This window comes from Paenibacillus sp. GCM10023250, assembly GCF_042653205.1.
Taxonomy (GTDB): domain Bacteria; phylum Bacillota; class Bacilli; order Paenibacillales; family Paenibacillaceae; genus Paenibacillus_Z.
On sequence record NZ_JBHSHY010000052.1, the window covers coordinates 1 to 23,185 of the forward strand.

General features: G+C 49.1%; 23 protein-coding genes. 13 read left to right on the forward strand and 10 right to left on the reverse strand.

Annotated elements, in window-relative coordinates:
- From ACFPB1_RS24445 to ACFPB1_RS24490, 10 genes are all read left to right on the forward strand, one after another.
- A partial coding sequence (locus tag ACFPB1_RS24445; protein WP_379228788.1) for an RHS repeat domain-containing protein occupies nt 1-1,553 on the forward strand: 1,553 nt, incomplete at its 5' end.
- Between the two features lie 5 nt (nt 1,554-1,558).
- Nucleotides 1,559-2,209, forward strand: a complete 651-nt coding sequence (locus tag ACFPB1_RS24450) for an rRNA methylase (RefSeq protein ID WP_379228789.1) — start codon at nt 1,559-1,561, stop codon at nt 2,207-2,209.
- 260 nt (nt 2,210-2,469) lie between these two features.
- Nucleotides 2,470-2,835 (forward strand): hypothetical protein, encoded by a 366-nt coding sequence (locus ACFPB1_RS24455; protein WP_379228790.1) that lies wholly within the window; start codon nt 2,470-2,472, stop codon nt 2,833-2,835.
- Nucleotides 2,836-3,018: 183 nt separating this feature from the next.
- The gene (locus ACFPB1_RS24460) at nt 3,019-3,246 is read left to right on the forward strand and encodes a hypothetical protein (protein ID WP_379228792.1); all 228 of its coding nucleotides are present in this window, start codon (nt 3,019-3,021) and stop codon (nt 3,244-3,246) included.
- Between the two features lie 1,453 nt (nt 3,247-4,699).
- A complete protein-coding gene (locus ACFPB1_RS24465; protein WP_379228793.1) occupies nt 4,700-4,951 on the forward strand; it encodes a hypothetical protein in 252 nt (83 codons plus the stop codon).
- 36 nt (nt 4,952-4,987) lie between these two features.
- Nucleotides 4,988-5,545, forward strand: coding sequence for a rolling circle replication-associated protein (locus tag ACFPB1_RS24470; RefSeq protein WP_379228794.1), 558 nt, complete (start codon nt 4,988-4,990; stop codon nt 5,543-5,545).
- 232 nt (nt 5,546-5,777) lie between these two features.
- A complete protein-coding gene (locus tag ACFPB1_RS24475) occupies nt 5,778-6,554 on the forward strand; it encodes a recombinase family protein (protein WP_379228795.1) in 777 nt (258 codons plus the stop codon).
- Between the two features lie 13 nt (nt 6,555-6,567).
- The gene (locus ACFPB1_RS24480; RefSeq protein ID WP_379228796.1) at nt 6,568-6,828 is read left to right on the forward strand and encodes a hypothetical protein; all 261 of its coding nucleotides are present in this window, start codon (nt 6,568-6,570) and stop codon (nt 6,826-6,828) included.
- 247 nt (nt 6,829-7,075) lie between these two features.
- The gene (locus ACFPB1_RS24485; RefSeq protein WP_379228825.1) at nt 7,076-8,293 is read left to right on the forward strand and encodes an IS110 family transposase; all 1,218 of its coding nucleotides are present in this window, start codon (nt 7,076-7,078) and stop codon (nt 8,291-8,293) included.
- A gap of 372 nt (nt 8,294-8,665) precedes the next feature.
- Nucleotides 8,666-9,076: a hypothetical protein gene (locus ACFPB1_RS24490; RefSeq protein ID WP_379228797.1), complete on the forward strand. Its 411-nt coding sequence runs from the start codon at nt 8,666-8,668 to the stop codon at nt 9,074-9,076.
- A gap of 549 nt (nt 9,077-9,625) precedes the next feature.
- Here ACFPB1_RS24490 and ACFPB1_RS24495 read toward each other — a convergent pair.
- The 6 genes from ACFPB1_RS24495 to ACFPB1_RS24520 form a co-directional block, all read right to left on the reverse strand.
- Nucleotides 9,626-9,769, reverse strand: a complete 144-nt coding sequence (locus ACFPB1_RS24495) for an IS3 family transposase (RefSeq protein WP_417623736.1) — start codon at nt 9,767-9,769, stop codon at nt 9,626-9,628.
- Between the two features lie 409 nt (nt 9,770-10,178).
- The gene (locus tag ACFPB1_RS24500; protein WP_379228798.1) at nt 10,179-11,189 is read right to left on the reverse strand and encodes a Gfo/Idh/MocA family protein; all 1,011 of its coding nucleotides are present in this window, start codon (nt 11,187-11,189) and stop codon (nt 10,179-10,181) included.
- Between the two features lie 16 nt (nt 11,190-11,205).
- On the reverse strand, nt 11,206-12,213 hold the full coding sequence (locus ACFPB1_RS24505; RefSeq protein WP_379228799.1) for a Gfo/Idh/MocA family protein: 1,008 nt from the start codon (nt 12,211-12,213) through the stop codon (nt 11,206-11,208).
- Between the two features lie 32 nt (nt 12,214-12,245).
- Complete coding sequence (locus tag ACFPB1_RS24510) at nt 12,246-13,091, reverse strand: carbohydrate ABC transporter permease (RefSeq protein ID WP_379228800.1); 846 nt, start codon at nt 13,089-13,091, stop codon at nt 12,246-12,248.
- 15 nt (nt 13,092-13,106) lie between these two features.
- Nucleotides 13,107-14,054, reverse strand: coding sequence for a carbohydrate ABC transporter permease (locus ACFPB1_RS24515; RefSeq protein ID WP_379228801.1), 948 nt, complete (start codon nt 14,052-14,054; stop codon nt 13,107-13,109).
- A gap of 66 nt (nt 14,055-14,120) precedes the next feature.
- A complete protein-coding gene (locus tag ACFPB1_RS24520; protein ID WP_379228802.1) occupies nt 14,121-15,407 on the reverse strand; it encodes an ABC transporter substrate-binding protein in 1,287 nt (428 codons plus the stop codon).
- A gap of 533 nt (nt 15,408-15,940) precedes the next feature.
- On the opposite strand from ACFPB1_RS24520, the gene ACFPB1_RS24525 reads away from it, so the two are divergent.
- Nucleotides 15,941-17,155, forward strand: a complete 1,215-nt coding sequence (locus tag ACFPB1_RS24525; protein ID WP_379228803.1) for an ROK family transcriptional regulator — start codon at nt 15,941-15,943, stop codon at nt 17,153-17,155.
- A gap of 322 nt (nt 17,156-17,477) precedes the next feature.
- Here ACFPB1_RS24525 and ACFPB1_RS24530 read toward each other — a convergent pair whose 3' ends face one another.
- On the reverse strand, nt 17,478-18,320 hold the full coding sequence (locus ACFPB1_RS24530) for an alpha/beta fold hydrolase (RefSeq protein WP_379228804.1): 843 nt from the start codon (nt 18,318-18,320) through the stop codon (nt 17,478-17,480).
- A 144-nt stretch (nt 18,321-18,464) separates the two neighbouring features.
- Nucleotides 18,465-19,535, reverse strand: coding sequence for an NADH:flavin oxidoreductase (locus ACFPB1_RS24535; RefSeq protein WP_379228805.1), 1,071 nt, complete (start codon nt 19,533-19,535; stop codon nt 18,465-18,467).
- Between the two features lie 363 nt (nt 19,536-19,898).
- Here ACFPB1_RS24535 and ACFPB1_RS24540 point away from each other — a divergent pair, with 363 nt between their 5' ends.
- Nucleotides 19,899-20,333 (forward strand): Rrf2 family transcriptional regulator, encoded by a 435-nt coding sequence (locus ACFPB1_RS24540; RefSeq protein WP_379228807.1) that lies wholly within the window; start codon nt 19,899-19,901, stop codon nt 20,331-20,333.
- A 375-nt stretch (nt 20,334-20,708) separates the two neighbouring features.
- On the opposite strand, the gene ACFPB1_RS24545 is transcribed toward ACFPB1_RS24540, so the two are convergent.
- The gene (locus ACFPB1_RS24545; RefSeq protein WP_379228808.1) at nt 20,709-21,557 is read right to left on the reverse strand and encodes an alpha/beta hydrolase; all 849 of its coding nucleotides are present in this window, start codon (nt 21,555-21,557) and stop codon (nt 20,709-20,711) included.
- A gap of 431 nt (nt 21,558-21,988) precedes the next feature.
- On the opposite strand from ACFPB1_RS24545, the gene ACFPB1_RS24550 reads away from it, so the two are divergent.
- A complete protein-coding gene (locus ACFPB1_RS24550; protein WP_379228809.1) occupies nt 21,989-22,234 on the forward strand; it encodes a hypothetical protein in 246 nt (81 codons plus the stop codon).
- Between the two features lie 91 nt (nt 22,235-22,325).
- Here ACFPB1_RS24550 and ACFPB1_RS24555 read toward each other — a convergent pair whose 3' ends face one another.
- A complete protein-coding gene (locus tag ACFPB1_RS24555; RefSeq protein ID WP_379228810.1) occupies nt 22,326-23,096 on the reverse strand; it encodes an ANT(4')-I family aminoglycoside nucleotidyltransferase in 771 nt (256 codons plus the stop codon).
- Nucleotides 23,097-23,185 lie beyond the last annotated feature (89 nt).

Consider the following 23,185-nt stretch of genomic DNA (forward strand, 5'->3'; position numbering starts at 1 on the left):
CGCTCAATCTTACGGCTTCTTCTTTGAATGCTTTGTCGTATCGATTCATTTCTCTCGTCCCCTCGTCAGCTTTCATTTTATTTCATACGAGGGTGTTTTTCGACTGCATTTTTATCGTAGCACTCCACTATGCATATTACCGAAATGATAAAGTCAAAACAATTACACATGGAAATAACTTTACTAGCAATTATGTATATGACGGGTTGGACCTCAAATCACTCCAACATAAAAAAACAGACGGAGCGGTAGTTAACGCCTACGACTACGAAAGCGATTGGAGCGGCAATGTAACAAAACGTACAGAAAACGGTACGGTTAACAATTATACCTATGATCCGTTAGGGCAAGTGTTGACGAATACTCAATTTCATGAGACCTACGGTTACGATGCAAGAGGTAATCGTACGAGTCTGATTTCAGATGCGACACCTTCGATTGATAATTTTAACTACACCTATGATGAATGGAATCAATTAACGAAGGTCACTGACAAAGATGCTGCCACTGTCAGTTACACGTATAATGGCGATGGTCTGCTTTATGAACGGACTGCTGGGGGTACTAAAACCCGGTACTACTGGGATGACCAGCGCTTGATAGGAGAAGCGACTGTTAGTGGTACAACGGTTACTCCGAAAGCTTCTTATGTGTATGGCAATGGTTTACTGGAACGCATCGATGGCAGCAATCTAACAAGAGCGACTTATCTTCTTAATGGACATCAAGATGTTGTCGAGTTAAGAGATAATTCAGGCGCAGTGTTAAATAAGTATACCTACGATATCTGGGGTAAACCGTTAAGTGTAAGTGAAACGGTCGATAACCCATTCTGGTACTCATCCGAATATTGGGATAAGAAGACTGGGTTACAGTATCTTCGGGCGAGATGGTATAATCCAGAGACAGCTAGGTTTATAAGTGAGGATACGTATGAGGGAGAGCTTAAGAATCCGAATAGTTTGAACCTTTACACGTACGTAGAGAATAATCCGCTAACGCATACTGATCCATCAGGACATTGGCTCATTGATGCTATTTTCCTTGCGGCGGATGTTGTATCATTTGTAAAGAATCCATCACTCGCAAATGCAGCATGGATAGCTGGAGATGTAGCATCCTTTGCAGACCCAACTGGAGCAGCTTCTACTGCTGCACATGTAGCTAAAGGAGCACATGCAGTAGCAGAAGGCGTTCATGCTGCTGAAGCAGCGAAGGTATCCGGTAAAATTACGGGCGGAAGTTTTAAAGCGGTAAATGCTACTAAAGGATCAGATGAGGTCGGTCATCACATTGCACAAAATGCTTATAATAAAACTCAAGGTATAAGTCGAGATGATGGACCTGCCGTCTTAATGAGTATAGCTGATCATGCGGAAACTAGAACCTATAAAGGTAAAGGTAAAGCTGCAATGAGAGTTGATGCTGGACTAAATGGGCGGCAACGAATGGCTAAGGATGTTTGGGATGTAAAGAAGAATTTTGGAACTAAATATAACCAAGGCCTTAGGCAGGCGGTTCGTTATGGTCAAAAAATTTATCAAAAGGAGTAACCTGTATGAGGGTAGAAGGCTATAGAGTTATTAAAGGTTATGATACGCATCTTCATACCTTTGGTGGCGATTCTTGGAATACACCGATCTGTCCAAATTGTGGTACCAACTTACACTTAATCTTTAATTTTGACCTGAATGACAGTAGATTGGAAAAACTACAAAATGGACAATTAAATAGAATTCCATTAATTTCGTGCTTAAATTGTTCTTCATACTGGTCGACTCAAGTTTTTAAAATCGAACCTCAAACAGGCACTATTACAATTATTAAACAAACTGATGAGGAACATTGGATTAGTGAAGACGAGGACCAGTTTCCTTATCCACTGCCATTCTCTAGCTTGACTTTAGAAGAATTGCATGAGACGGATACTCCATCAAATGAGGAGGATACTGACATAGCTTTTGCAGATTTTGGTTCAGAGTATGTTTGTAGGATTCTCGGAGAGCCATTATTCGCAACAGAAGCTATCCAAAACAAATGTTATCATTGTAATGAAGATATGGAGTACGTAGCAACAATTTGTAGTGAGGATTATGATTCTGAGGGCTTGGTTCATGATGGCTTTACTTTCAATTTAGGAGAAATATTTCTTTACTATTATTTTTGCAAGTCATGCCTCCTTCTACAGGCAGATACGCAAGGAACGTAAGAAATTTGATGACCTTGATTGGCTTATGCCCTTCAAGGTTTCTTTTTTAGGTGGGGCTTCCGAGTGCCGAATGAATATGACGGCTAAGTTATAACCCCTTTATCTTAATAATTCATAGCCAGTTCTCTCGGAAACAGAACTCAAGCGATACCAGTCGCCCGTATGTCTTATCGTGCGTGGAATTGGAGAATCATCAAGCACTAAGAAGTACTTATCCGAAACGAATTGAATTGTATTTAGCTGAAATGAGGAGACGGCTAATGGCTAACAAATCCATAAGCTTTCCCAAGGACATCAAGGCTTTTCTAGACGGGCTTCCTAATGCGAGAAGTTACGTCGTCGATCTGATTAACCGAGATCGTGGAAGCGGCGACGCGAATCTGGAGAATTCGATTCGGAAAGTTTTAACTGAACTGCTCACCGAACTGAAAGCCCCTCCCGTTCAGCCGGAGCCATATTGGCACGTACTGGATTCGAGCCTCTGCTTGAAACTGACGGTAGCCGCTGATGATCCGTCCGACCTTGATGATCCTCATGTCCTTGCAGAGTTTGACCGTCTGGCTGTACGAGAGGGGCTATCTGACCCGTGTTCGGATGGACGGCGTAATGACCTTTGGACAGAATGAGTTAGCCAGAAGGACGTTGTACTATGAGCGAAACGCCCCTATACGCTAATCGTTAGCGAAACGAACGAAGCCCGCCTACGCGAAATGGACGTAAGACGTCCAGAAAGCGTGGATGACGGGCTTCTTTACGTCTCCTTAAGTCTTTACTTGGGAGTGATGGTAGAATGGACGAGAGGGCGCTTTATGGCGTCTGTATCCACGATGATCGAAATGAGCGGAGGAATGAACGTGGAAGATTCTCTAGAAGCAGCGCTAAGACGGAAGCTTATTCGCTTGGAAAATCGTCAGCGGAAGCCTGTGGTGTATGATCCTGCTGGAAGATCGGAGGCGGATGTGCTCCGCTCGTTGCTAGAGAATGGGACGTGGGTTAAACCGGAGAAAGATGACGAGAACGGCGAGCGTGAAAAGTAACGACGCGCTAAAAAATCCTGATAGAACTTTCCTATCGCCCCCGTAATCGCGATAGGAAACTGTAATATTGTGGTATATCTATACCGAGTAGCGAAAGAATATACCATCGATCGACAGTGCTATGGGCTGATTCTATGGAGATCGTGCCGTGTGCTCCTATGTGGGGAATACAGGAATCGACTGCGTTGCTATGGGGAATATGGTCTTCTCCAAGCGGGATGGGGATGTAGGGAGTTGTGGTATACGACGAATAAAAGTGTCGGCGATATTAAGATATGAACTGGGGTTCACACCTCCTGCTCTTCCCGAAGACCGAAGGTAAGAAGGCGACGGAGCGAAGCGGAGTCTTTCGAGCGAAGCGAAGAAAGGTTGAGCGAGAAAGAGGAAGAACGTGAAGTCGCCTGAATATCTGTGGGCAGGGTCTGCCCAATGGAGCCTGAGCCGCTTCGCGTATGGGAAGCTTCAAGGAATTGGATGAGCTCCACTCCTCGCTATCGCTCGGAGAGGACTTCGCTTCGCTCGTCCATCGAAGTTTTACGAGATGGTTTCGAGGTAAATGATTGAATTGGAAATGCGCTGGAGATTCCCTGTTCTCTGGAAGTGAATAGCCTTACCTGCCCCCACTGGCGACTGAATGGACGATAATCGTCCGAAGTCGCTGATGGGGGCTTTTCGTATAGTTAAGCCTTCCTCGAATTACTGATACGATTTGTATAAGTCTGCTGTACTTACCTCTCGAATCTCCTGACCACCCTTCGCGATTTTTGGGGTGATTATGACCGTGAATGATACGTTTTGTGTCTAATCAATCGAGAATTGCTACGAGTTCCATACGTCACGCGTCTCTTCGTGGAGCCGCGATGACGATAGGCTCATGTTACCCCGCTGGCGACTGAATGGACGATTATCGTCCCCATGTCGCTGACGGGGTTTTCTTTGTGTTATGTGCTGTTCATGCCTCTCCTACGTTGGCTTGCGCGTTTATCGAAGAAAAAAGGATGATCTCCATGAGCACAACCCGGAGTGTTTTCTATGAGCGCTGGTTTATTTAGACCATCTATGGGAAAGGGGGGAACCCCAATGGTTGCTGCGACAAGGAGTAGTCTGACCATTTCTAGATTTCTGGCACGATGTTGCCTAGAAATGCGTGACGAATGGAACAGAAACGTTTCTAGATTGAAATAGTACAAAACGTATCGAACGAAGGAGGAACGAAAGATGATTCACGAAGCTAGGGTTAAGATGGAGCGCGTTGGAGATGAGCATTTCCATGTGACGGTATCGTCCGATGACGCGGAGTCAATGGTTCTCTTTATCTGGTCAAACATTGCGGGAAAGCTGGCGAAAGCGAATGGCTACTATGGGAGGTATGTGGAGCTAATACCGCCAGTTAATACGGAGTCTGCCGGACTAACCTACGTGTTTCAGAAATCCCGAAGGAGGAGCAAGCCGAATGAGCGGATACAACTGCCAGATAACGAAGATCGGTAATTGCCTGCGTACGAAACGCTACGGACGTCCGATCTACGAGGGTGGGAAGAATCCTCGGAAATCGAAGGAGGAGCGGAACGCGGAGATTCAAGCCATAGTGCAAGACCCGTCGTTGTCGAACTTGAATAAGCTCATCCATACGGCGATTCTGGAGCCGCCGAATAAGGATGAGCGTGCCGGGAAGCTTCCTGACCGAACGCCGAAGCCGGGGTGACTGACGCTCTCCGAGCGTGAACGCTTCTGTCGCCTGATGGATCGGAACTTCAGCGAGGGTCATAAGTTCATTACGCTGACCTACGAGAAGGAAGACGTAACGTTGGATGAATCGGCCAGAGACTTCGAGAATTGGGTGAAGCGGATGCGCGAGCGCTACGGAGACTTTAAGTATCTCGCCGTCCGTTCCTTCCAGAAGCGCGGGACGATTCACTATCACCTGCTCGCTGATCTGCCGACGATTCCAAGAGCGGAGTTGGCGGATGGGACGTTTCGGGATATCTGGGGGCATGGAAGCGTTCTGGTCAAGCGGATATACAGCCTGCCGATGGTGGAACGGCGGAACAAGCTGAAGCTCGATCTGCTCAAGAACCTGCGGAACTTCAAGGCGGACGAGAGATCGTATGGGAAGCGCCTGTTCCTACAGAGCAAGAACCTCATCGTCCCGCCGACGATTAAAGGTCACTTCGACGAACTGATGGAACGCTTGAAAGCGAATGGCTATGTCCCGAAACTAATGGATTCCTATAGCTTCGAGACAGAGTTCTTAGGGACGATCCAGCTCGGGACGTACCGGCTAACGAAGCAAGAATAACTTTAATAGAGTAAAGTGCTATAGTTGTTCGATAAGCCCTGAAGCCGCTGTGGAACTGCTGTTTAAACGTGATAACGACTTAAAACTTTAATCCGCACAATCTTAAAATCGATGCTTGAACTCCCCCATCTGCGCGTAATATGCTTGCCGCAGAGCAGGGTTTACCAGTTATTAGGAGTATAAAGTTGAGGCTCCGTTACGGTAATTTACGTTGCGATGGGGTGAGGAAAGCTTGAACGTAATTGGTTATATTCGTGTTTCGACACAAGGGCGAGCGAAGGAAGGGTATAGTCTCGCGTACCAGCGGGATGAGGTTGAAGCGTACTGCAAGGCGCAGGGATGGAATCTCGTTCACGTCTATGAAGATGCCGGGATTAGTGGTGCGGAAGTAGACGAAGAAGCGCTCGAAGTCGAGCGAGAAGGCTTCCGAGACATGCTTGAAGCACTTGCGGATGGCGGTGTGAGCTACGTGCTCGTGCTGAATACGAATCGCTTATGGCGTAGTGACATCGTAAAGGTACTCGTTCATCGTGAGTTGAAGCGCTATGGCGTAGACATCAAGAGCATTGAGCAACCGACATACAGCATCCACCGGAAAGACCCGAGCGACTTCCTGATTAACGGGCTGATGGAACTGCTCGATCAGTACCAGCGGCTGGAGATCGCTTTGAAGCTTGGGCGCGGAAGGATAAAGAAAGCCCAGCAAGGCGGTTACGCTGGTGGACGCGCCGCGTTCGGCTATACGGCGAAGAAAGGGCAGAAAGTGATCAAAGTAAACGCGCTTCAAGCGTCGGCTGTGAGGCGTCTGTTCGAAATACGAAAGCGTAATCCGAGCATGACGCTGGCGGAGACGGCGCGACGGCTGAATGCCGATGGCTATACGACCCAGCAAGGGAAGCCGTTCACGAAGGTGCAGGTGAAGCGAATCCTTGACCGGAAAGCGCTGTACGAAGGCAAGGTGAGTTACGGTAACGTGAAGGCAGCCGGTCTGCACGAAGCGATTCTGTGAGGCGGTGGCGTAGATGACGGAGATGGAGCGCTATAACTGCTACGTTGAGCAGGAAGACCGCGCACTAGAACGACTGAGAACACTGGAATCTTGTCTGTATTCGGTATTCGACCACATCTACCGCTACGGAGAACGATTCGACCGGGATGCGGTCATGGAGACGCTGCTTGCGATCCATGAGATAGAGACGATTGTACGGCTGGAACTGCTTCACCTGAGATTGGAGAAGGCGTACCTCGCTTATGCGCTAAACCCATGCAAGCCACAAGGCTAATTGATGGAACAGGATGGATATGAGATTTTGCTAACGTGTCTTTGCGGCTCGTCCGCTCGAACTGAGGATGCAAACTCATGATACCTGAACGTTCCTAGCCGTCCAATGGGACGGTTACTCATGGGCTCGAAGTTGGCTTACGTGTCGTTGTAGCGTGTCTACTTGAGTTGAGGATGCCTCTCCAACCTATGAGCAGCTGTCCCATCCGAGATAAAGGAGTGAAGCGAAGTTGGTTCAACCGGATAAAATGATTTACGTCGGCGTTGACCTGCACAAACAGCATCATACCGCCGTGATGATTGATTGCTGGAATAAGAAGCTAGGTGAGATCAAGTTCGACAATAAGCCGTCATCCTTCCCTTTGCTCGTGAAGGAAGCGAAGAAGTATACGAAGAAGGGCATGTCCGTCGTGTATGGCTTGGAGGACGTCGGCGGATTCGGGCGAGCGCTGGCCGTCTACCTAACCGAAAGCGGCTGTACCGTAAAGGAAGTGAATGCGAAGCTGGCGAATAATCGCCGGAAGAGCCACGTCACCGTTCAGAAGTCGGACAGCTGGGATGCAGAATGTGTAGCGCGGGTGCTTAAAGACGAACTGCCCCACCTGCCCGATGCAAAGCCGATTGATCTGTACTGGGCGATTAGCCAACTTGTCACCCAACGGAAATGGCAAGCGAAGAGCCTGACGGGCATGGTGAAGCGGCTTCATCAGCAACTTGGATACCATTATCCGAGCTACAAAGCGTTCTTCTCCCAGATCGACGGGAAGACGGCGTTAGCTTTCTGGCATCGGTTCCCTTCACCGATTCACCTGAACGGTATGACTACCGGTGAACTGGCGGCGTTTCTACGCGTTTTAAGTCATAACGGGCTATCAACGAAGAAAGCGGAACAGATTCTAACGCTCGTGGCGGCTGACGGCGATACGACGCGAGACTTCCAGGAGAAGCGTGATTTTATCGTGCGAGGACTGGTGCGGAACATCCGCTTCTACGAGCGGGAGATCAGCCGGATTGAGCAAGAGATCGGGAGCCTGATGGTGCAACTGGGGTTCCAGTTGGAGACGATGACGGGAATCGACCTCGTAACAGCTGCGGAGCTTGTCGCAGAGATCGGGGACATTCACCGCTTCGCTACGTCGGATAAGCTGGCGCGGTTCGCGGGAATCGCTCCGATAGCGGTAGGTTCGGGCAACAAGCACCGCAACTACAAGAGTAAGCAGGGCAATCGGGAACTACACGACATTTTGAAGGCGCTGGCTATTCGGCAGATCGCGGTGACGAGAACGAAGAAGGAGCCGCGTAACCCGTATTTCTATTCGTATTACGAGCAGAAACTGGCGGCGGGGAAGACGAAGCAGCAAGCCATCGTCTGCATCATGCGGAAGCTCGTCAACGTGGTCCACTACCTGATGCGAACAAAGGCGGCATATGTGATGCCGGTGGTGCCGGAGAAGGACGCTGGCTGATATAATGGAAACAAATGCTGGTGGTGGCGACTGCCATCCCGCTTCCTACGAATAGTAAGGCTTTATTAACTAGGATACGTATGAGGGGCAGATTGATAATCCACTGAGTTTGAATCTTTATACGTATGTGCATAATAATCCATTAATCTATGATGATCCTACTGGACATTGGTGCACATCGACTGATGGGAAGTATTCACACCCAGGTGAATGTTCTGATGGGAAAAGGGATGACAGATGGAGACCTGATAAAGAAATGGACGGAGCTGTGATAGTAAATAAAGGTGAGCCTCTTATGATGGGTCCTCATATATAACATATGATTATTATGCAAGCTCTCAATATCGGGATGATGTCCTGGTAGAGCTCTATATGAATATGGATGATCCATTACAATATTTAATTGCAATTCATTATTCAAGGAATGTATTAAATAATGCTCCAAAAACTCAACAAGAAGCTATCGATGCAGGATGGACACAATTAAAGGCGTCAGACTCGGTGTATCATCAACTTGGAAGTGGAAATGAAAACAATTCAAAGTATGTTTCTCCCGATGGGAAGTTGGAAGCTGTATACTATTCAGATGGCACTCTTGTAAGGGATATTAGAAATGTTGGTACTTATAATTTTGCTTCCCCAACTGACGATAAATTGAATCATATGATCTACGATGTCCTGCCTTACTATTTACTTGGAAATGGATCAAGTGATTCAACATCGGGTGGGGACAAGTTTTGGGTTACTTTAAAAGCACTTGTTCTGAAAGTCCAAGGGAAATAATGCGAAATTTAAAGGAGGAAGGATATTAATTGAAAAGTAGATCAATCATTGTTATAGGAGTCATTAGTTGGTTGGTTCTTCTTAGTATAACTATTACCTTAATACTTTACTCTGATAGGATCATTTCAAATAAGACTTCAAATAGTTTGAAATTTATTGTACTAGTTCATGTTTTTGTATTATGTATTTGTTTTCTTTTATCCATAGTGGCAATAATTAAATCTTTTAACCAACGAAAAAAACAAGAAATAAACAAACGATTATTCCTTATATCAATTTCCATTAATCTATCTTATTTATTAATTTGTTGTGCTATATTTATATTTGCATTGATTGCTACTTATAGTGCCATGATGGGAATTTAGAACTCGGAATATATTTTTACGCCACATGCGAGTGTAACTCCATGTGGTTTCTTTTTGTTCTCCTAGCACGATACAGAATACAAATAACTGCCGAGAGAGCATGAGTGGCACAGTCTAAAGGTGGGCGGCTTGGGTAAATATCAGAATGCCTTTATTTTAGCCGTATAGAGCAACTGGACCTCTGTCAATAAATTAGACACAACAAATCGAGAGAATTACGCCTTGTTAGGAATGTACGTTCGTATTGATTGGGCGAGAGATACCCTATGGAAGAATGGATCCTTTTCCCATTGTAGAAGCAAGTAATATATTCAAAGACGCCGGTCAAATGGGATGGGCAAAACCGAGCAATAATATAGAGGCTGGCGGCGGTATTCTATCGGCGTCAGTTTGTTTATTTCATGATTGTCATTTACCACCTTATGCGTGTGTACGAGCTGTAACCTCGTAAGATCTTACGGGTTACTGTACACAGCTCCATGTGGCTTTTTTATTCCAAACCTGCACACTAGGTATGCAGGCGTATAATCCTTTGTGTTAGACAATCCCTTTCAGATAATAGAGGCCAGGTGCAGAATGGTCGCGAAAGAGCGAGTCCTCGTAATCCAAACTCGCTCTCACTCCCAAGACCAAGGTTTCACCGTATGTTGCTGCTTCATATCATCAGGCTGCAGCCGTTCATGATGCCGAATACGATACTGATGTGCTCAAACGAAGTACCTTCCCCGTATCTCCTTTCAAGAGCTATGCTCAAGTTGCGCAGATCCTACGATCAGGCTCACGGTATTCTGCTGCTTCGCGGAAGCGTAGGCGGCAAGCGCGACCTCGACGGCCCGCATGCCGTCCTCTCCAGTAACGGATGCCTGTTTTCTGCCATCGCGAATACTGGTGACGAAATCTTGGACCAATCTAGTATCCATATCGTCACCCCAATAGGAATAATGAAAGCCCTTGTCGTCTGAGTATACATTAATCTTCTGGTTGAACGCGTCAATCGACAGCGTACCTGCCGTGCCAATGATCTCCAGTGTCACATCGCCCCAGGTCGGGTACGTCCGATTCCGGTTCCAGCTGCAGTCAAGCGTGGCAAAAATACCGTTGTCGAATGTCATGGAAATGACCCCGGTGTCATCGATCGGCGTGTCCTCATAGACCAGGTTGCCGATCTCGGCATAGACGTCAGCTATTTCCGCGCCGGTGAACCAGCGCATGATATCAACGACATGCACGGTGTGGTCGATGACGGCGCCACCGCCGGACTGTGCCGGATCGACGAACCATCCGCCGGGATTCTGTCCGCGGTTCGTTCCCTTCATGGCTAAAATTCGGCCCAGCTGGCCCGAATCCACGATCTGTTTAGCTCTGATAACGGACGAATTGAAGCGGACCGGGAAGGCCGTCTGGAGCATGACGCCGCGAGTACCGCAAGCGGCGATCATATCTTGCGCATCCTGTAGGTTAATCGCCAGAGGCTTCTCGCAAAGCACATGCTTGCCAGCCACTGCGGCCGCCAGTACATGCTCTTTGTGGCGGAAGTTCTCAGAGGTCACGATGACCCCGTCTAATTCTTGTGCGAGCAGCTCGTTGTAATCCTCGTAGTAAGCCGTTCCGAATTCTGCCGCATATTTCTGGCCGCGTTCCCTGGCGTCGTCCGCAATGCCGGCAAGCTCAATGCCATCAAGCCTGCGTAACGCTTGTGCGTAGCTGTAGGCATGCATATGCGCGAAACTGATAATCCCGATTTTCATATTAATCCTCCTCATCTCATCTCTGGACTTTGACTGCTTCAAGCGTGACTGGTTTGCTGGATTTCATCGAAGTGATGGCGGCCAAAGCAATTTCCATCGCTTTATAGGCATCCTCGGCCGTCACGAGCGGTTCAACGTTGTTCTCGATGCAGGTGATGAAATGCCTCAGTTCCTTGAAGTAAGGACTTTCCTTGACAGGACTTTCCGGAACCGGAACGCCGACAAACCCTTCGGCTGCACGGCGGTTCACAACGATTAGCGACTTATCTCTGGAACTGTCGTAGTCGAGAACGCCCGTTCTGCCCGCGATCTCGAATTTCATCGCGAAGTCTCCATGCGCCCAAGTGCCCTCTACATGGGCGATTGTGCCATTCTTAAAGCGAAGCGTTACGAGCGAATAGTCGAGTCGGTCCGGATCTTGGGGATAGAGCCCCCTCGCGTACACCCGCTCCACTTCGCCGAAGTACCAACGGAGAATATCAAAGTCGTGAATGATCATATCGAGTGTCAGTCCTCCGCTTGAAGCAAAATCGTTGTACCAATTGTTCCAGGCGACCGGAAATCCGCCACCCCGGCTCGTGCGGGCCATGGAAACTGGACCGATCGCGCCCGCGTCCAGAAGCTCTTTCGTACGCTCGTATTCATGAAAGAAGCGCAGCACATGCCCGACAAACAGACGTACACCCTTGGCGCAACAATAGTCGATCATCGCGCGGGCATTCTCTAGCGTGCCCGACAACGGCTTCTCGCAAATAACATGTTTACCGGCGTCTGCGGCTTTCATGACATATTTCTGATGCAGGAATGTCGGTACGCAGACGTCGATCACATCAACCTTCCCGGCCATTGCCATCGCCTCCTCGAACGAAGAGAAGGCAGGGCATCCGGCACGCGCTGCGACCTCTTGGCCTTTGTCCGCCCGAATATCGACGATGCCGGCCAGCTTGACGCCTTCCATCTGGGCATAACAGAGTGCATGGGTACCGCCCATCGAGCCAGCTCCGATTACCAATACATGAGTCATAGTCGCTTCGTCTCCTTTATAATCCGAGTGGTTTATCCCTTGATGCCGCTCATGGCAATTCCTTCAATAAAATACCGTTGGAAGAAAATAAAGATCACGATGATGGGGATTGTCGCCATCACCGCAGCGGCCATGAGTAACGGGTAATCGGTGGCGTGCTGTCCCTGGAAACTCGAGATGCCGATTGATAACACCCGTAAGTCGTCCTGACTTGTCATAATGAGCGGCCATTGCAGGTCGTTCCATGCAGCGAGAATCGTAAATATCGCGAGCGATACAAGCGCCGATTTGGACAAGGGCAGATACACTTTGGAAAAGATGCCGAAGTAACTGCAGCCGTCAATCTTTGCAGCCTCTTCTAACTCCTTAGGCAGTCCCATAAAAAACTGTCGGAGCAGAAATGTGCCGAAGGCGCTGAACATGCCAGGAATAATCAGCACATAGAAGGTGTCAAGCCAATTCAGGTCACGCATGATAACGAAACTAGGGATCATGATGACCTGTGACGGAATCATAAGGACGGATAACATGGCGACAAAGAGGAACGACTTCCCAGGGAAGCGCATGCAGGCGAAGGCATAAGCTGCTAGCGAGCACAGAATAAGCTGTCCGACGGTTCGTCCCGCCGTCATCAGTAATGTATTCAGATAGTAGCGGCTGAAGTTGATCTTATCTAGTACGTTCGCGTAGTTTTCGAAATGCCATGAGGAAGGCAGCAAAACAGGCGGCACCTGCATCGATTCGGCGAACGACTTGACGGAGGTGGACAGCATCCAAAGAAAAGGGATGAGCATGAACACTGCTCCGATGATAAGCGCGACATGCACTCCAAGATTCCAGGTGTTTCGTTTCTTTGCGGCGGGAGCCAATTGAGCCATATCGATCCCTCCTCTTTATTGATAGTGAACCCATTTCTTCTGAAGTACCATCTGGATCATCGTAAAGATTAAGATTACGATGAAGAGGACAAATGCTTCGGCTGACGCATAGCCCATATTGAAATATTTGAAACCGTTCTCCCAGATGTTGTATACGATTGTCCGAGTCGAATCAAGCAGGGAATCGTTTTTGCCGACCATGATGAAGATCAGGTCGAATACCTGGAACGAGTTGATGAACGAAATGACGGTGACGAAGAAGAGACTTGGCCCGAGCAGCGGTATCGTAATCCGGAAAAATTGATAGACTTTGCTCGCTCCGTCAAGAGAAGCCGCTTCATAGTAAGAGGCGGAAATACCTTGCAGCCCGGCCAGCAGAATGACCGCGCTGTAGCCTACACCACTCCATACACTAATCAAGATGATTGAGAACATTGCGATTTTCTCATCGAACAGCCAGTTGGGCTGCGGAAGATGAAGGGAGCCGAGTATATGATTGATCAAACCGTACTCGGAATTGTACAGCCATTTCCATACCATCCCGACTGCGATCGGCATCGTAATGGCGGGAATGAAATAAATCGTCCGGTACACAACCATGCCTTTGATCGAAGTATTCAGCAGCTCGGCTAAAACAAGCGCGAACGCGCAGGTCAGCGGAACCGTTCCGATCGTGTACAGCAGCGTATTCCACATGGAACGGGTGAATACATCATCATTGAAGAGTTGTACGAAGTTGTCAAGGCCGATGAAGGTAGGTGCGGATAAACCGTCCCACTGCGTGAAGGAAAGGTATAACGATACGACGGAAGGCGCGATATAGAAGATGCCGAGCCCCAGGACAACCGGCGCGATGAACAAATACGCCCACATAGCCTCATTCCATGCCAGCTTGGACATTTTGCGCAGCGGCAATACTCCCATCCGTTTCCGATCCGCAACACGTGCGTTCATTTCGAGCATAGGTACGCCACCCTTCTTGTTTGCGAAACAGGTGAAAGCTAACTTTTCACCTGTTTCTGAAAAGAGTCAGTTATTCTTTTCTCCTGCAAGAATGTTGTTCATTTCGGTTGCCGTCGTCTTTAGTGCGTCCGCGAACGGTATCTTGCCGAGGAACGCATCCTGAATTTCCTTCGTCTCGACTGCTTGCCATTCAGCTGTTTTTTCCGATACCGGATAAGGCACGCCGTATGTAAGGGCGTCCACGAATACTTGAAGATTCAGAGAAGGAATCGATTTGAGCCAGCCTTCCTCCGTTCCTTTGTAAGCCGGGATGCTGAAGCCGGAGTCGGCAAGATTCTTGTTCCCTTCCTGGCCGGTAAGCACTTTGACCAGATCCCACGCTTCTTGCTCATTTTTTGTATTGTTGTTAATCGTCCAGCTCAAGCCATGTACGATGGCGGCCTTCTGCTTGCCGGCCGGAAGTGGCGCGACTCCCAGTTTATCGCCAAGCATCTTATACAGCTCCGGACTGTTGACGGAAATGCCCGGGAACATCGCGGCTTTGCCGGAGCCGAAGAGTTGGCGCGGTTCTGTTTCGAGCTGCTGCTGCTGGTTTGGTGAATATCCGTTCTTCATGAAGGCATCCATCCATTCGAAGGCGGATAGCGCTTCTGGGGAATCGAAGCCCGAATTCGTCTTGTCCGGGTTAATCACATAACCGCCGGCTTGGTAGATGAAGTTATAGTAACCATTCTGGTTGGCAGCCGGGGCGATGAAGCCGTATACACCATTGTTCTTGTCGGTAAGCTTCATAGCATTCTCCGTGACCGTATCCCATGTCCAAGTGTCGTCTGGATATTTGACGCCTGCTTTATCAAATATTTCTTTGTTATAGTAGAGTCCAATGGAATCAAGGAAGTAAGGAATGCCGTACAGATCGTGATTATAGGTGTAGAGATCCACAAGGGCAGGCGTATAAAGGGAGGTGTCAAGACTGTCTTTGTCGATGAGAGGTTGTAGGTCCTTGATTAGACCTGCAGAGGAGTAGGCATAGAAGTTTGGCCCGTTCATCCAGAATACATCCGGACCGCTTTTTCCAGCAAGGCTGGTCTTGAGTTTCGTCCAGTAATCGGCCCATGGCGTATAGGTTACCTTCACGTCCACATTGGGGTGATCTTTCTTATAGATCGCGATGGTCTTATCCAGGAAGTCTTTGGCATTTTCATCCCATAGCGCAACGTTAAGGGTTTTTTTGTCGCCCGAACTGCCAGAACCGGTCGCATTCCCGCCTGACGAGTTGCTGCCGCCACATGCGGTAATAAGAAGACTAAGCACGATAACAATTGCCGAAACCATAAATAATCTTCTGCTCATCTTTCAAACCTCCGATTGAATAATAGGATTTTGAACGAATGACCCTTTCCTTGCAGTTACTGCGTACACAAGCCATTTTCGAACTTGTGGAACGCCGATTGCCACCTCCTTAACAGAATAATAATTTTAACATTATTCTTCCCGTTGGAGAAAGTCGCTCTGAGAATCGTAACTTAGGAAGGGGTGATTCATATGGATGAGAGAGCCTAAGGTAACGTGATATGTAATTCATTATAGCTCTCTTCCAAATTATGCGTCAACATCTATAAAAAAATGTTGGTAGATCTGCATAATACCCACTGTATTAACCCGATTTTTGATAATTATCTAACACACATATATCATATTATGTAATATTAAAGTGAAATTAGTGCTTTGCAAGAATTGGAACCCGTGCTTTACCGCCAACATGCCCCTATCGCAATGGTGCAGTATTGTTATGGTTACTCCATTCGATGTATTATGTTAGTGAAAAATAAGTAGTACATCCGTTTCATGCGGCATTATGAAATTTATTTCGGAGGTTATGACGCTTGAGGAAAATCCGTACGGGCGATTTAAAACTGATTCAGGAGTTAAATCGTTCCATTATTTTGAATATGATTCGCGATCATGGGCCTATTTCACGGAGTGAAATTGCGAAGAGAAATAAAATCAGTCCCACCACGGTTGCCTCTGCCGTCCATGAGCTGATCAAGGAAGGATTCGTTAGTGAGATCGGCGTCGGCATGTCGAACGGAGGACGAAAGCCAATTTTACTACGCTTCTCCCCCGACAATCATTTTATGATCTGCGCATCCATTTCCAACTCGCTCATTGAAGTGGCGCGCATGAACCTTGCTCTTGAAATTACTGAGAAACAGACCATGGCGATTCACGAACCTGCAGGTGACAAGGTGATTGCTACGACCTTGGGTATAATCGACCAGATGATCGCAGACGGAGGTGAGATGACTAACTTTATCGGGATATCCGTCGTCACCCCGGGCATCGTCGACAAGCATACCGGAATGATCCATTACAACGCCAAACTGAATCTGTCGAACGTCAACCTGAAGCGGATGATGGAGGAACGATACGGACAGAAGGTATGGGTGGAGAATGATACGAATGCGATGGTGCTCGCAGAGAAGAAGAATGGCAACTATGAGGGATACCGGGATCTATTGTACGTGACGATCGGGGATGGGGTAGGTGCCGGAATTATTATCGACGATACGCTGCTAAGCGGAGCGCGAGGAGGAGCCGGGGAATTCGGTCATACGAGCGTGGATCGAAGCGGTATCCGGTGCGAATGCGGGAACGTCGGATGTCTTGAAAACTACGTAAGCTGGCCTGCTATTTACTGGCGGATACTTACGCTCATCTCAAGGGGAAGAACGACGTCCATGATTGAGATGGCTGGAGGCGACCGAAATGCAATATCGCCACTGGTATTTAATAAAGCGCTAAATGAAGGCGATGCGCTAGCCACCGACATCGCCGACGAAACCACGGCCCATCTAGGCGCGGGTATCGTTAATCTTATCAACCTGCTTAATCCCGAGGTAATTATCCTTGGCGGTGAGCTTATCGTTGAATCAGACGTGCTGTTAGAGAAAATCAAAGCCTATGTGGCTAAGCACGCCCTGTGCGTGTTGTCGGATAAACTACAAATTCTAACGTCGACGCTGGGCCAAGAGGCGAAGTTGATCGGCGCGGCGTCGGTGCTGCTGCAAGACGTGTTCCATTTTTCGCTGTCACAATAAGCATCGAAGCAGAATGAAGCCCTTCTAACAGGGAGCGCATCTTCGCAGCCAAAAATAAGGAGACATTAAGTTTACGAACAGTACAATGCCTGGATACTGGATCCGTTGAATTAACAGCGTTTCATGCCTCCCTCTGGCCCTCTAGCTCCCACGTCAAGCTGCACAGCTTATAATGCTAAAGGGCAAAAAGACCTTAAAAGAAACGGCGACCGATTCCCTTAGTAAGAAATTGGTCGCCAGCCGAACGATCCACCATGCGTTAATCTTGCTTCTGCTGCTTGGAGTGCTCCTCATGACTGGAGTAATCGATACCCAGTCCAAATCAATTATGATTCAGGAAGGTATTAACTTCCGCGGCGAATTCGCGCGGATACTGGAATAGGAAGCCGTGATTTGCATCCGGGTAAATAATCAATTCTGCATTTGGAATGTGTCCAGCAAGCAGGTAGGAGTTGACCGTTGGTACCATAATGTCATTGTTCCCGTTCGCGACAAGCGTAGGCTGACGAATTCCTGCAAGACGCGCCAGTTTGCTCGGATCCGGAATGCCCCAATCGATAATGGCTTGTGCTTGAGCATCGCGCACTTGCAACGAAGGCATCTCGTCACGATCGTCTGTCCGGGTGAAGATTCGTCCAACGAATTCAAGACCTTTTGCTTGACTACTCGGTGTTGGAGCAAAGAACAAGTACAATACGTCTTCAGCCCCTTGGACATCCTTATAAGCATGACTCCTTATTTCGTTGTTCCAGCTATGCATATCTCGGCCGCCCTGCGGACCAGTTCCGGCAAGAATTAGACGTCGCACCATATAGGGTCGAAGGAGTACGACTTCTTGAGCAACAAAGCCTCCCAATGAGAAGCCGAACAAATCGAAACTTGTCAGTCCAAGCGCGTCAATGAACTCCAAAACGCCATGAGCCATTTCAGTAACGGTGCGCTGTGTTGTTCCTGTCGTACCTCCGACTCCTACGTTGTCAAAGAGGATGACTTCACGTTCAACTGCGATATCATCAACCAGCGCTGGATCCCAGTTATCGATATTTCCGCGAAAATGCTGTAGGAATACAACTGGAATCGTACCGGTTTTGCCGAAACGGCGGTAAGTAAAAGTAGTTTGGTTGCTTGAAGTGACCGTCAAGTTAGCTGCAGTGTAATTAGACATGGATGTTCTCCCCTTGTGCTTGTTGAATTTAACAATGATTAATGAGAACAATCATTCTCATTAAGGTAAAGAAAGTTAAATTAGATGACGTTTCTTAAACCTTGCCGGGGCAACATAAGTCCCGCCAACAAACGGTATTATGTCTTAGATTAAGGATTTTAATGCATCAGTTGAAAAAGACATGATCTCATCAAACCGACCTTCTTTGACTTTCTTTGTCCAAGCAGGATCCATTATTAGAGCACGTCCAACTGCAATTAAGTCAAACTCTTCATTTTCAAACATGCGAACAAGCGTTTCAAGATTTGGTTTGTGAGATGCGTCTATATTTTCGAACAGACTACTTGTAAAATCTGTATCCAGGCTTACTGACCCAACAGCAATGGAAGGTTTCCCTGTCAGTTTTTTTGTCCATCCTGATAGGCTATGTTCCGACCCTTCAAACTCGGACTCCCAGAATCTACGTGTAGAACAATGAAAAATATCTACACCTGCATCTGTTAGCGGGGTCAAGAATTGCTCAAGTTCGTTGGGGTTTGTTGCTAATTTTGCTGAGTAATCCGCAACTTTCCATTGTGAAAAGCGGAATGAAATGGGGAAAGAAGTTCCTACCATTTTTCGGCATGCTTTAATGATTTCCACTGCAAATTGCGTTCGCTTTACGAGATTACCGCCGTACTTATCTGTCCGTTTATTGGTTCTATCCCAGAAAAACTGATCAATGAGGTATCCGTGCCCGCCATGAAGCTCAATACCATCAAATCCTAACTTCTTTGCATCGGATGCTGCCTGTGCGTAGGCTTGTATTAAATCAGCTATTTCGGACTCGCTCATGGGTTTAGTTACTTCAGCCCCTGAAGAGTCAAGGCCTGATGGGCCAATTGGTAATGCCTCAGGGTTAGGCAGAGCACCGATTTGCCGTTCCATGCCTACGTGCCATAACTGCGGAAAAATTCGTCCTCCGGCTGCGTGTACTGCTGCTGCCACCTCAGACCATCCGTTTAATGCATCCTTGCCATAAAAGTTTGGTCTGTTCGGTTTAGCAGATGAAGAGGGATGGTTAATAAGAGTTCCTTCCGTTATGATCAAGCCAACCCCATTTTCAGCTCTTCTACGATAATAATCCGCAACATTTGTGCCGGGAACTCCTTCTGGTGAAAAGCTTCGAGTCATTGGTGCCATGACGATTCGATTAGGTAAAGTCAAATCCTCCATCGAAAAAGGTTAAACAGCGATTGAACAGACATTTCTGCAGTGCTTTGTGTATTCATCAGCGAAATGCACTCCCTTCTTAAAATCGGATTATGTTTGATTATTTGCTGTAACATGTTGCTTTATCCAATCAGATTGCTTAGTCTGTATGAAGAAGAAACCACCGAATTATCTGAATAGTTACTCAGCTCATTTTAGATCATCGCTTTCTCTCTCCTATATTTTAAATGTAATTGTACGTGTTACAATTACAAATGTATCTATAATCATAACGCCTGTCAATTAACTAGACGCAGAATTGATTTGCCATCGAACAGCAACTACAATGTTAAATAAAGTAGTTCATAAGAAAGGGTTGCATGTAGCTTGTCTGCAAATAGTCAATTTTCCGTTGCGATACATCTTCTTTGTTTTCTTGAGTTAAGAAAAAACATCAGAATAACTTCGGAGCGTCTCGCGGTCAGCATAGGAGCTAATTCGGCGATTATTCGAAAAATTATGAGTAAACTTAATAAAGCTGGATTAATAAAATCCACCTTAGGTACCAATGCTAATATTATGCTCTCTATTGGAGCTGAACAAATCTCGTTACTTGACATCTACCGCGCTATCTATGAAGGCAAGAAGGAGGAACTGTTCACACTGCATCGTGATCCAAATCCTGAATGTCCAATCGGCAGTAAAATTCCATTCCTTCTGCCCAATGTCTTTGATCAGATCCAAACCGTGTTAGAGGTGGAGTTATCACGAATAACCGTTGCTCAACTTGCTAAACAGATGGAAGACCCCACATTGGGCTAATGCGCCAATGCCGAGTACCTCGGACAAGGCGCAGGACGCCTTTCTCGTTACGGAGCCGATTTCAGCATGGTTTTAACGAAATTTCCCCCGTTTTGCCGATAATTGCTTTATTGCTTTGTCCTTCCACCACACACACCACATGTGTGCTGTATTCTATTCCGTCACAAAAAAAGCCCTGAAACAGAGCTTTTATATGATCAAAGTATGCGTCACTTAACCTCCAACTAGATTAATGCCTATCCATCACACGACAAGTAATCGGATGCGAAGATGACCATGGCCGTTTTTCCTTCGCCGTCTCGATGATGTTGTAGATCGTCGCACTAGCCTTCGCACCACGGGGCGTGTTCGCGAATAACCAGTTCTTTCTCCCGATCAGAGCGCCTTCAGCCGCTCGTCCAGCCAGTCCCGCATGACGTCGAATACTTCCTCGCGGTCCAGCTCGTTGTGCAGCTCGTGCTTGTAGCCGGGCCACTCCATGAACGTGCAGAGGTCGCCGGCGTCGTCGGCGAACTGGCGGCTCGCTTGGATCGAGGTGACTTTGTCCGAGCCGCCGTGCATGAGCAGCAGCGGCAAGCGCCATTCCGACGCGTGCTTCAATGCCCAGAGGCCGGCGCCCTGCACGCTCAGGAAGAAGCGCGCCGTGATGGAGCCGTGGCCGAGCGGGTCCTCCTGGTAGCGCTTGATCATGACCGGGTCGGAGGTCAAATGGTCGCCGACCATCGGCCGTTCGTTCGTATAAGCGGGAAACAGCCGGTTCACGACGCGCGCGATGATGAGCTGCAACGGGGGCGGGTTGAAGGCGAGCCTCAGCCACGGTCCGGTCACGATCGCGCCGCAGATGCCGGGTTTGCGCCGCAGCACGTAGTTCAGCGTGACATTGCCGCCCATGCTGTGTCCATACAAGAAAACCGGCGTGCCGGGATATCGCTTCTTCGCCTCGGCCAGCATCGCGTCGACGCCGTCGAGCAGAGCCGGGTAGGATTTGGTATGGCCGCGCTTGCCCGTCGTCCGTCCGTGGCCGACCTGATCGAAGCCGATGACGGCGTAGCCAGCACTCGTGAACATCTCCGCAACGTGCTCGTAGCGCCCGACGTGCTCGCCCATGCCGTGCACGAGCGCGATCACGCCGCGGATGCCGCGCTCCTCGCCGTCCGGTTCCCATTCCGCCGCATGGCGCAGAGAGCCGTCCCGGCAGCGCAGCTCGAATAGTCGCTCCTTCATGATCCAGCAGCCTCCTCGTTCAATCCACTCTTACTTCAACTTTACCACACCGGACCCGCGATTATGAAATGAGCTGGTTGCGCTTGCCAAAAAATAAATGGAAAATAGAGGATATTATGCGGTTCGGGGAGAAAAGGAGAGGAAAGGGCCAGCCCGGCCGATCATGCGGCCATGTCCGCCGAGCGGGCGCCTTCGGGCGTGCGGATCGTCCCGCGCCGTACAAGCGGTCACGACAGCGAGACGGAAGGATGACCGGCGATGCGGAACGAGTTTGGCATTGACTGCGGCCTTCATGAAGGAAGCACTTCCGCCGCCGAACCGGGAAATCGTGTACGGCCTGTCCGGCGCCCATCGGGGCAAAGGGTACGCGACATTGGCGGCCGAAGGGCTCGTGCGGTACCGCGAAGCGTTGAATACGAGGAGGAATCCGGATGCCGGAGGAGCAAGAGCAGGAGGAACGCGAGCGGCGCGAGGCGGCGATCGCGCAAACGAAGCCGGGCGGCTCATTCAACGACGTGACCGAGCATTACCGCACCGTCCTGGGCGTGCCGGATAAGCCGGTCGACCTGAACAGCATGCCGAAGCCGCTGCGTTTGTTCGGGTATTTTTTCTTAGGGGCGTTCGTGGTGTTCGCGATCATCCTGGTCGTGAGCGTGATCGTGCAGCAATGGGGATGAGGAGCGGGCTGGCGACACGGAAGGACAGCCGGCCACACGACCGGCTGTTCTCTCGGTACACCTAAGTCAGCGCATGGAGGCGTCCGTAGGATTAAAACGGGATGCGCGTGCTATGGATCGTATAATCGTGTGCCGCGGCCCACTGTACAAGCCCGTCCCAGAACGCCTCGCAGGCGTTCACGACCGCAGCGGGATCGTTCAGCTCGCCGGACATCGCCAGTCGGGCGACGCGGTCGAATCCCTCCGGGCGCTCGGGGAGCTCCAGCGCCTCCGATAGCACCAGCGCGCCGGTCGTGAACAGACGCCGGTGGTGCAGCCCGATCAGCATCGCCCCGTAGTGGGCGAATTCCATCGCCAAGTATGGCAGATAGGCGTGCGAGCCGATGTGATGGGCATTGCGGAGCTTCCCCGCGTATTCGTACATCTCCCCGACCAGCACTTCCTCGATGGCGCGCTTGAACGCTTCCTGCCGGGGCGATTGGGCCGCTTCCCTTAACCTCGGGAAGAAGCCGTGCGGATCATATAAGGAAAGCGGGGAAAAGAACGGTCCGTGCGTGAGCGGCCATCTGCCTTCGACCCGAGCGGCGGACGCGAGAAGCACGCTCGCGCTGCGGACGTCCACTTCCGCTTTCCACGGTCCCGCCGACCATTCGTAGGACAGATCGACATCCTCGCCGGAGTCATGCAGGACGCCGAACATCTCGATGTCCGAAAACGGGCTGTCCGTTCCTCGCGAAACGGAACCGTAAACCCCGACGGCTAGCAGCTGGTCTCCATACACCTCGTGTAACCGGGAAGCTAGCTCCCGGCAGATTTGAAGTCTTTCGTTACGCGTAATCGCGAGCGGTCCATTCGTGTGCATGCGCGGTCATCTCCCTATATTATGAGTTGGGGGCATCGTCACAGCGCGCAAATGGAGGGCCGCGGGCTTAACGGGGTACGTGCTTGGGC

Coding starts and splice junctions, on each gene's coding strand:
- ACFPB1_RS24510 (WP_379228800.1), bottom strand. CDS start 13,091: ATGGCTCAATTGGCTCCCGCCGCAAAGAAACGAAACACCTGGAATCTT.
- ACFPB1_RS24490 (WP_379228797.1), top strand. CDS start 8,666: ATGAATATGGATGATCCATTACAATATTTAATTGCAATTCATTATTCA.
- ACFPB1_RS24480 (WP_379228796.1), top strand. CDS start 6,568: ATGACGGAGATGGAGCGCTATAACTGCTACGTTGAGCAGGAAGACCGC.
- ACFPB1_RS24465 (WP_379228793.1), top strand. CDS start 4,700: ATGAGCGGATACAACTGCCAGATAACGAAGATCGGTAATTGCCTGCGT.
- ACFPB1_RS24535 (WP_379228805.1), bottom strand. CDS start 19,535: ATGGAGGATTTGACTTTACCTAATCGAATCGTCATGGCACCAATGACT.
- ACFPB1_RS24530 (WP_379228804.1), bottom strand. CDS start 18,320: ATGTCTAATTACACTGCAGCTAACTTGACGGTCACTTCAAGCAACCAA.
- ACFPB1_RS24545 (WP_379228808.1), bottom strand. CDS start 21,557: ATGAAGGAGCGACTATTCGAGCTGCGCTGCCGGGACGGCTCTCTGCGC.
- ACFPB1_RS24500 (WP_379228798.1), bottom strand. CDS start 11,189: ATGAAAATCGGGATTATCAGTTTCGCGCATATGCATGCCTACAGCTAC.
- ACFPB1_RS24550 (WP_379228809.1), top strand. CDS start 21,989: ATGCCGGAGGAGCAAGAGCAGGAGGAACGCGAGCGGCGCGAGGCGGCG.
- ACFPB1_RS24485 (WP_379228825.1), top strand. CDS start 7,076: ATGATTTACGTCGGCGTTGACCTGCACAAACAGCATCATACCGCCGTG.
- ACFPB1_RS24505 (WP_379228799.1), bottom strand. CDS start 12,213: ATGACTCATGTATTGGTAATCGGAGCTGGCTCGATGGGCGGTACCCAT.
- ACFPB1_RS24460 (WP_379228792.1), top strand. CDS start 3,019: ATGGCGTCTGTATCCACGATGATCGAAATGAGCGGAGGAATGAACGTG.
- ACFPB1_RS24470 (WP_379228794.1), top strand. CDS start 4,988: ATGGATCGGAACTTCAGCGAGGGTCATAAGTTCATTACGCTGACCTAC.
- ACFPB1_RS24515 (WP_379228801.1), bottom strand. CDS start 14,054: ATGCTCGAAATGAACGCACGTGTTGCGGATCGGAAACGGATGGGAGTA.
- ACFPB1_RS24455 (WP_379228790.1), top strand. CDS start 2,470: ATGGCTAACAAATCCATAAGCTTTCCCAAGGACATCAAGGCTTTTCTA.
- ACFPB1_RS24520 (WP_379228802.1), bottom strand. CDS start 15,407: ATGAGCAGAAGATTATTTATGGTTTCGGCAATTGTTATCGTGCTTAGT.
- ACFPB1_RS24450 (WP_379228789.1), top strand. CDS start 1,559: ATGAGGGTAGAAGGCTATAGAGTTATTAAAGGTTATGATACGCATCTT.
- ACFPB1_RS24555 (WP_379228810.1), bottom strand. CDS start 23,096: ATGCACACGAATGGACCGCTCGCGATTACGCGTAACGAAAGACTTCAA.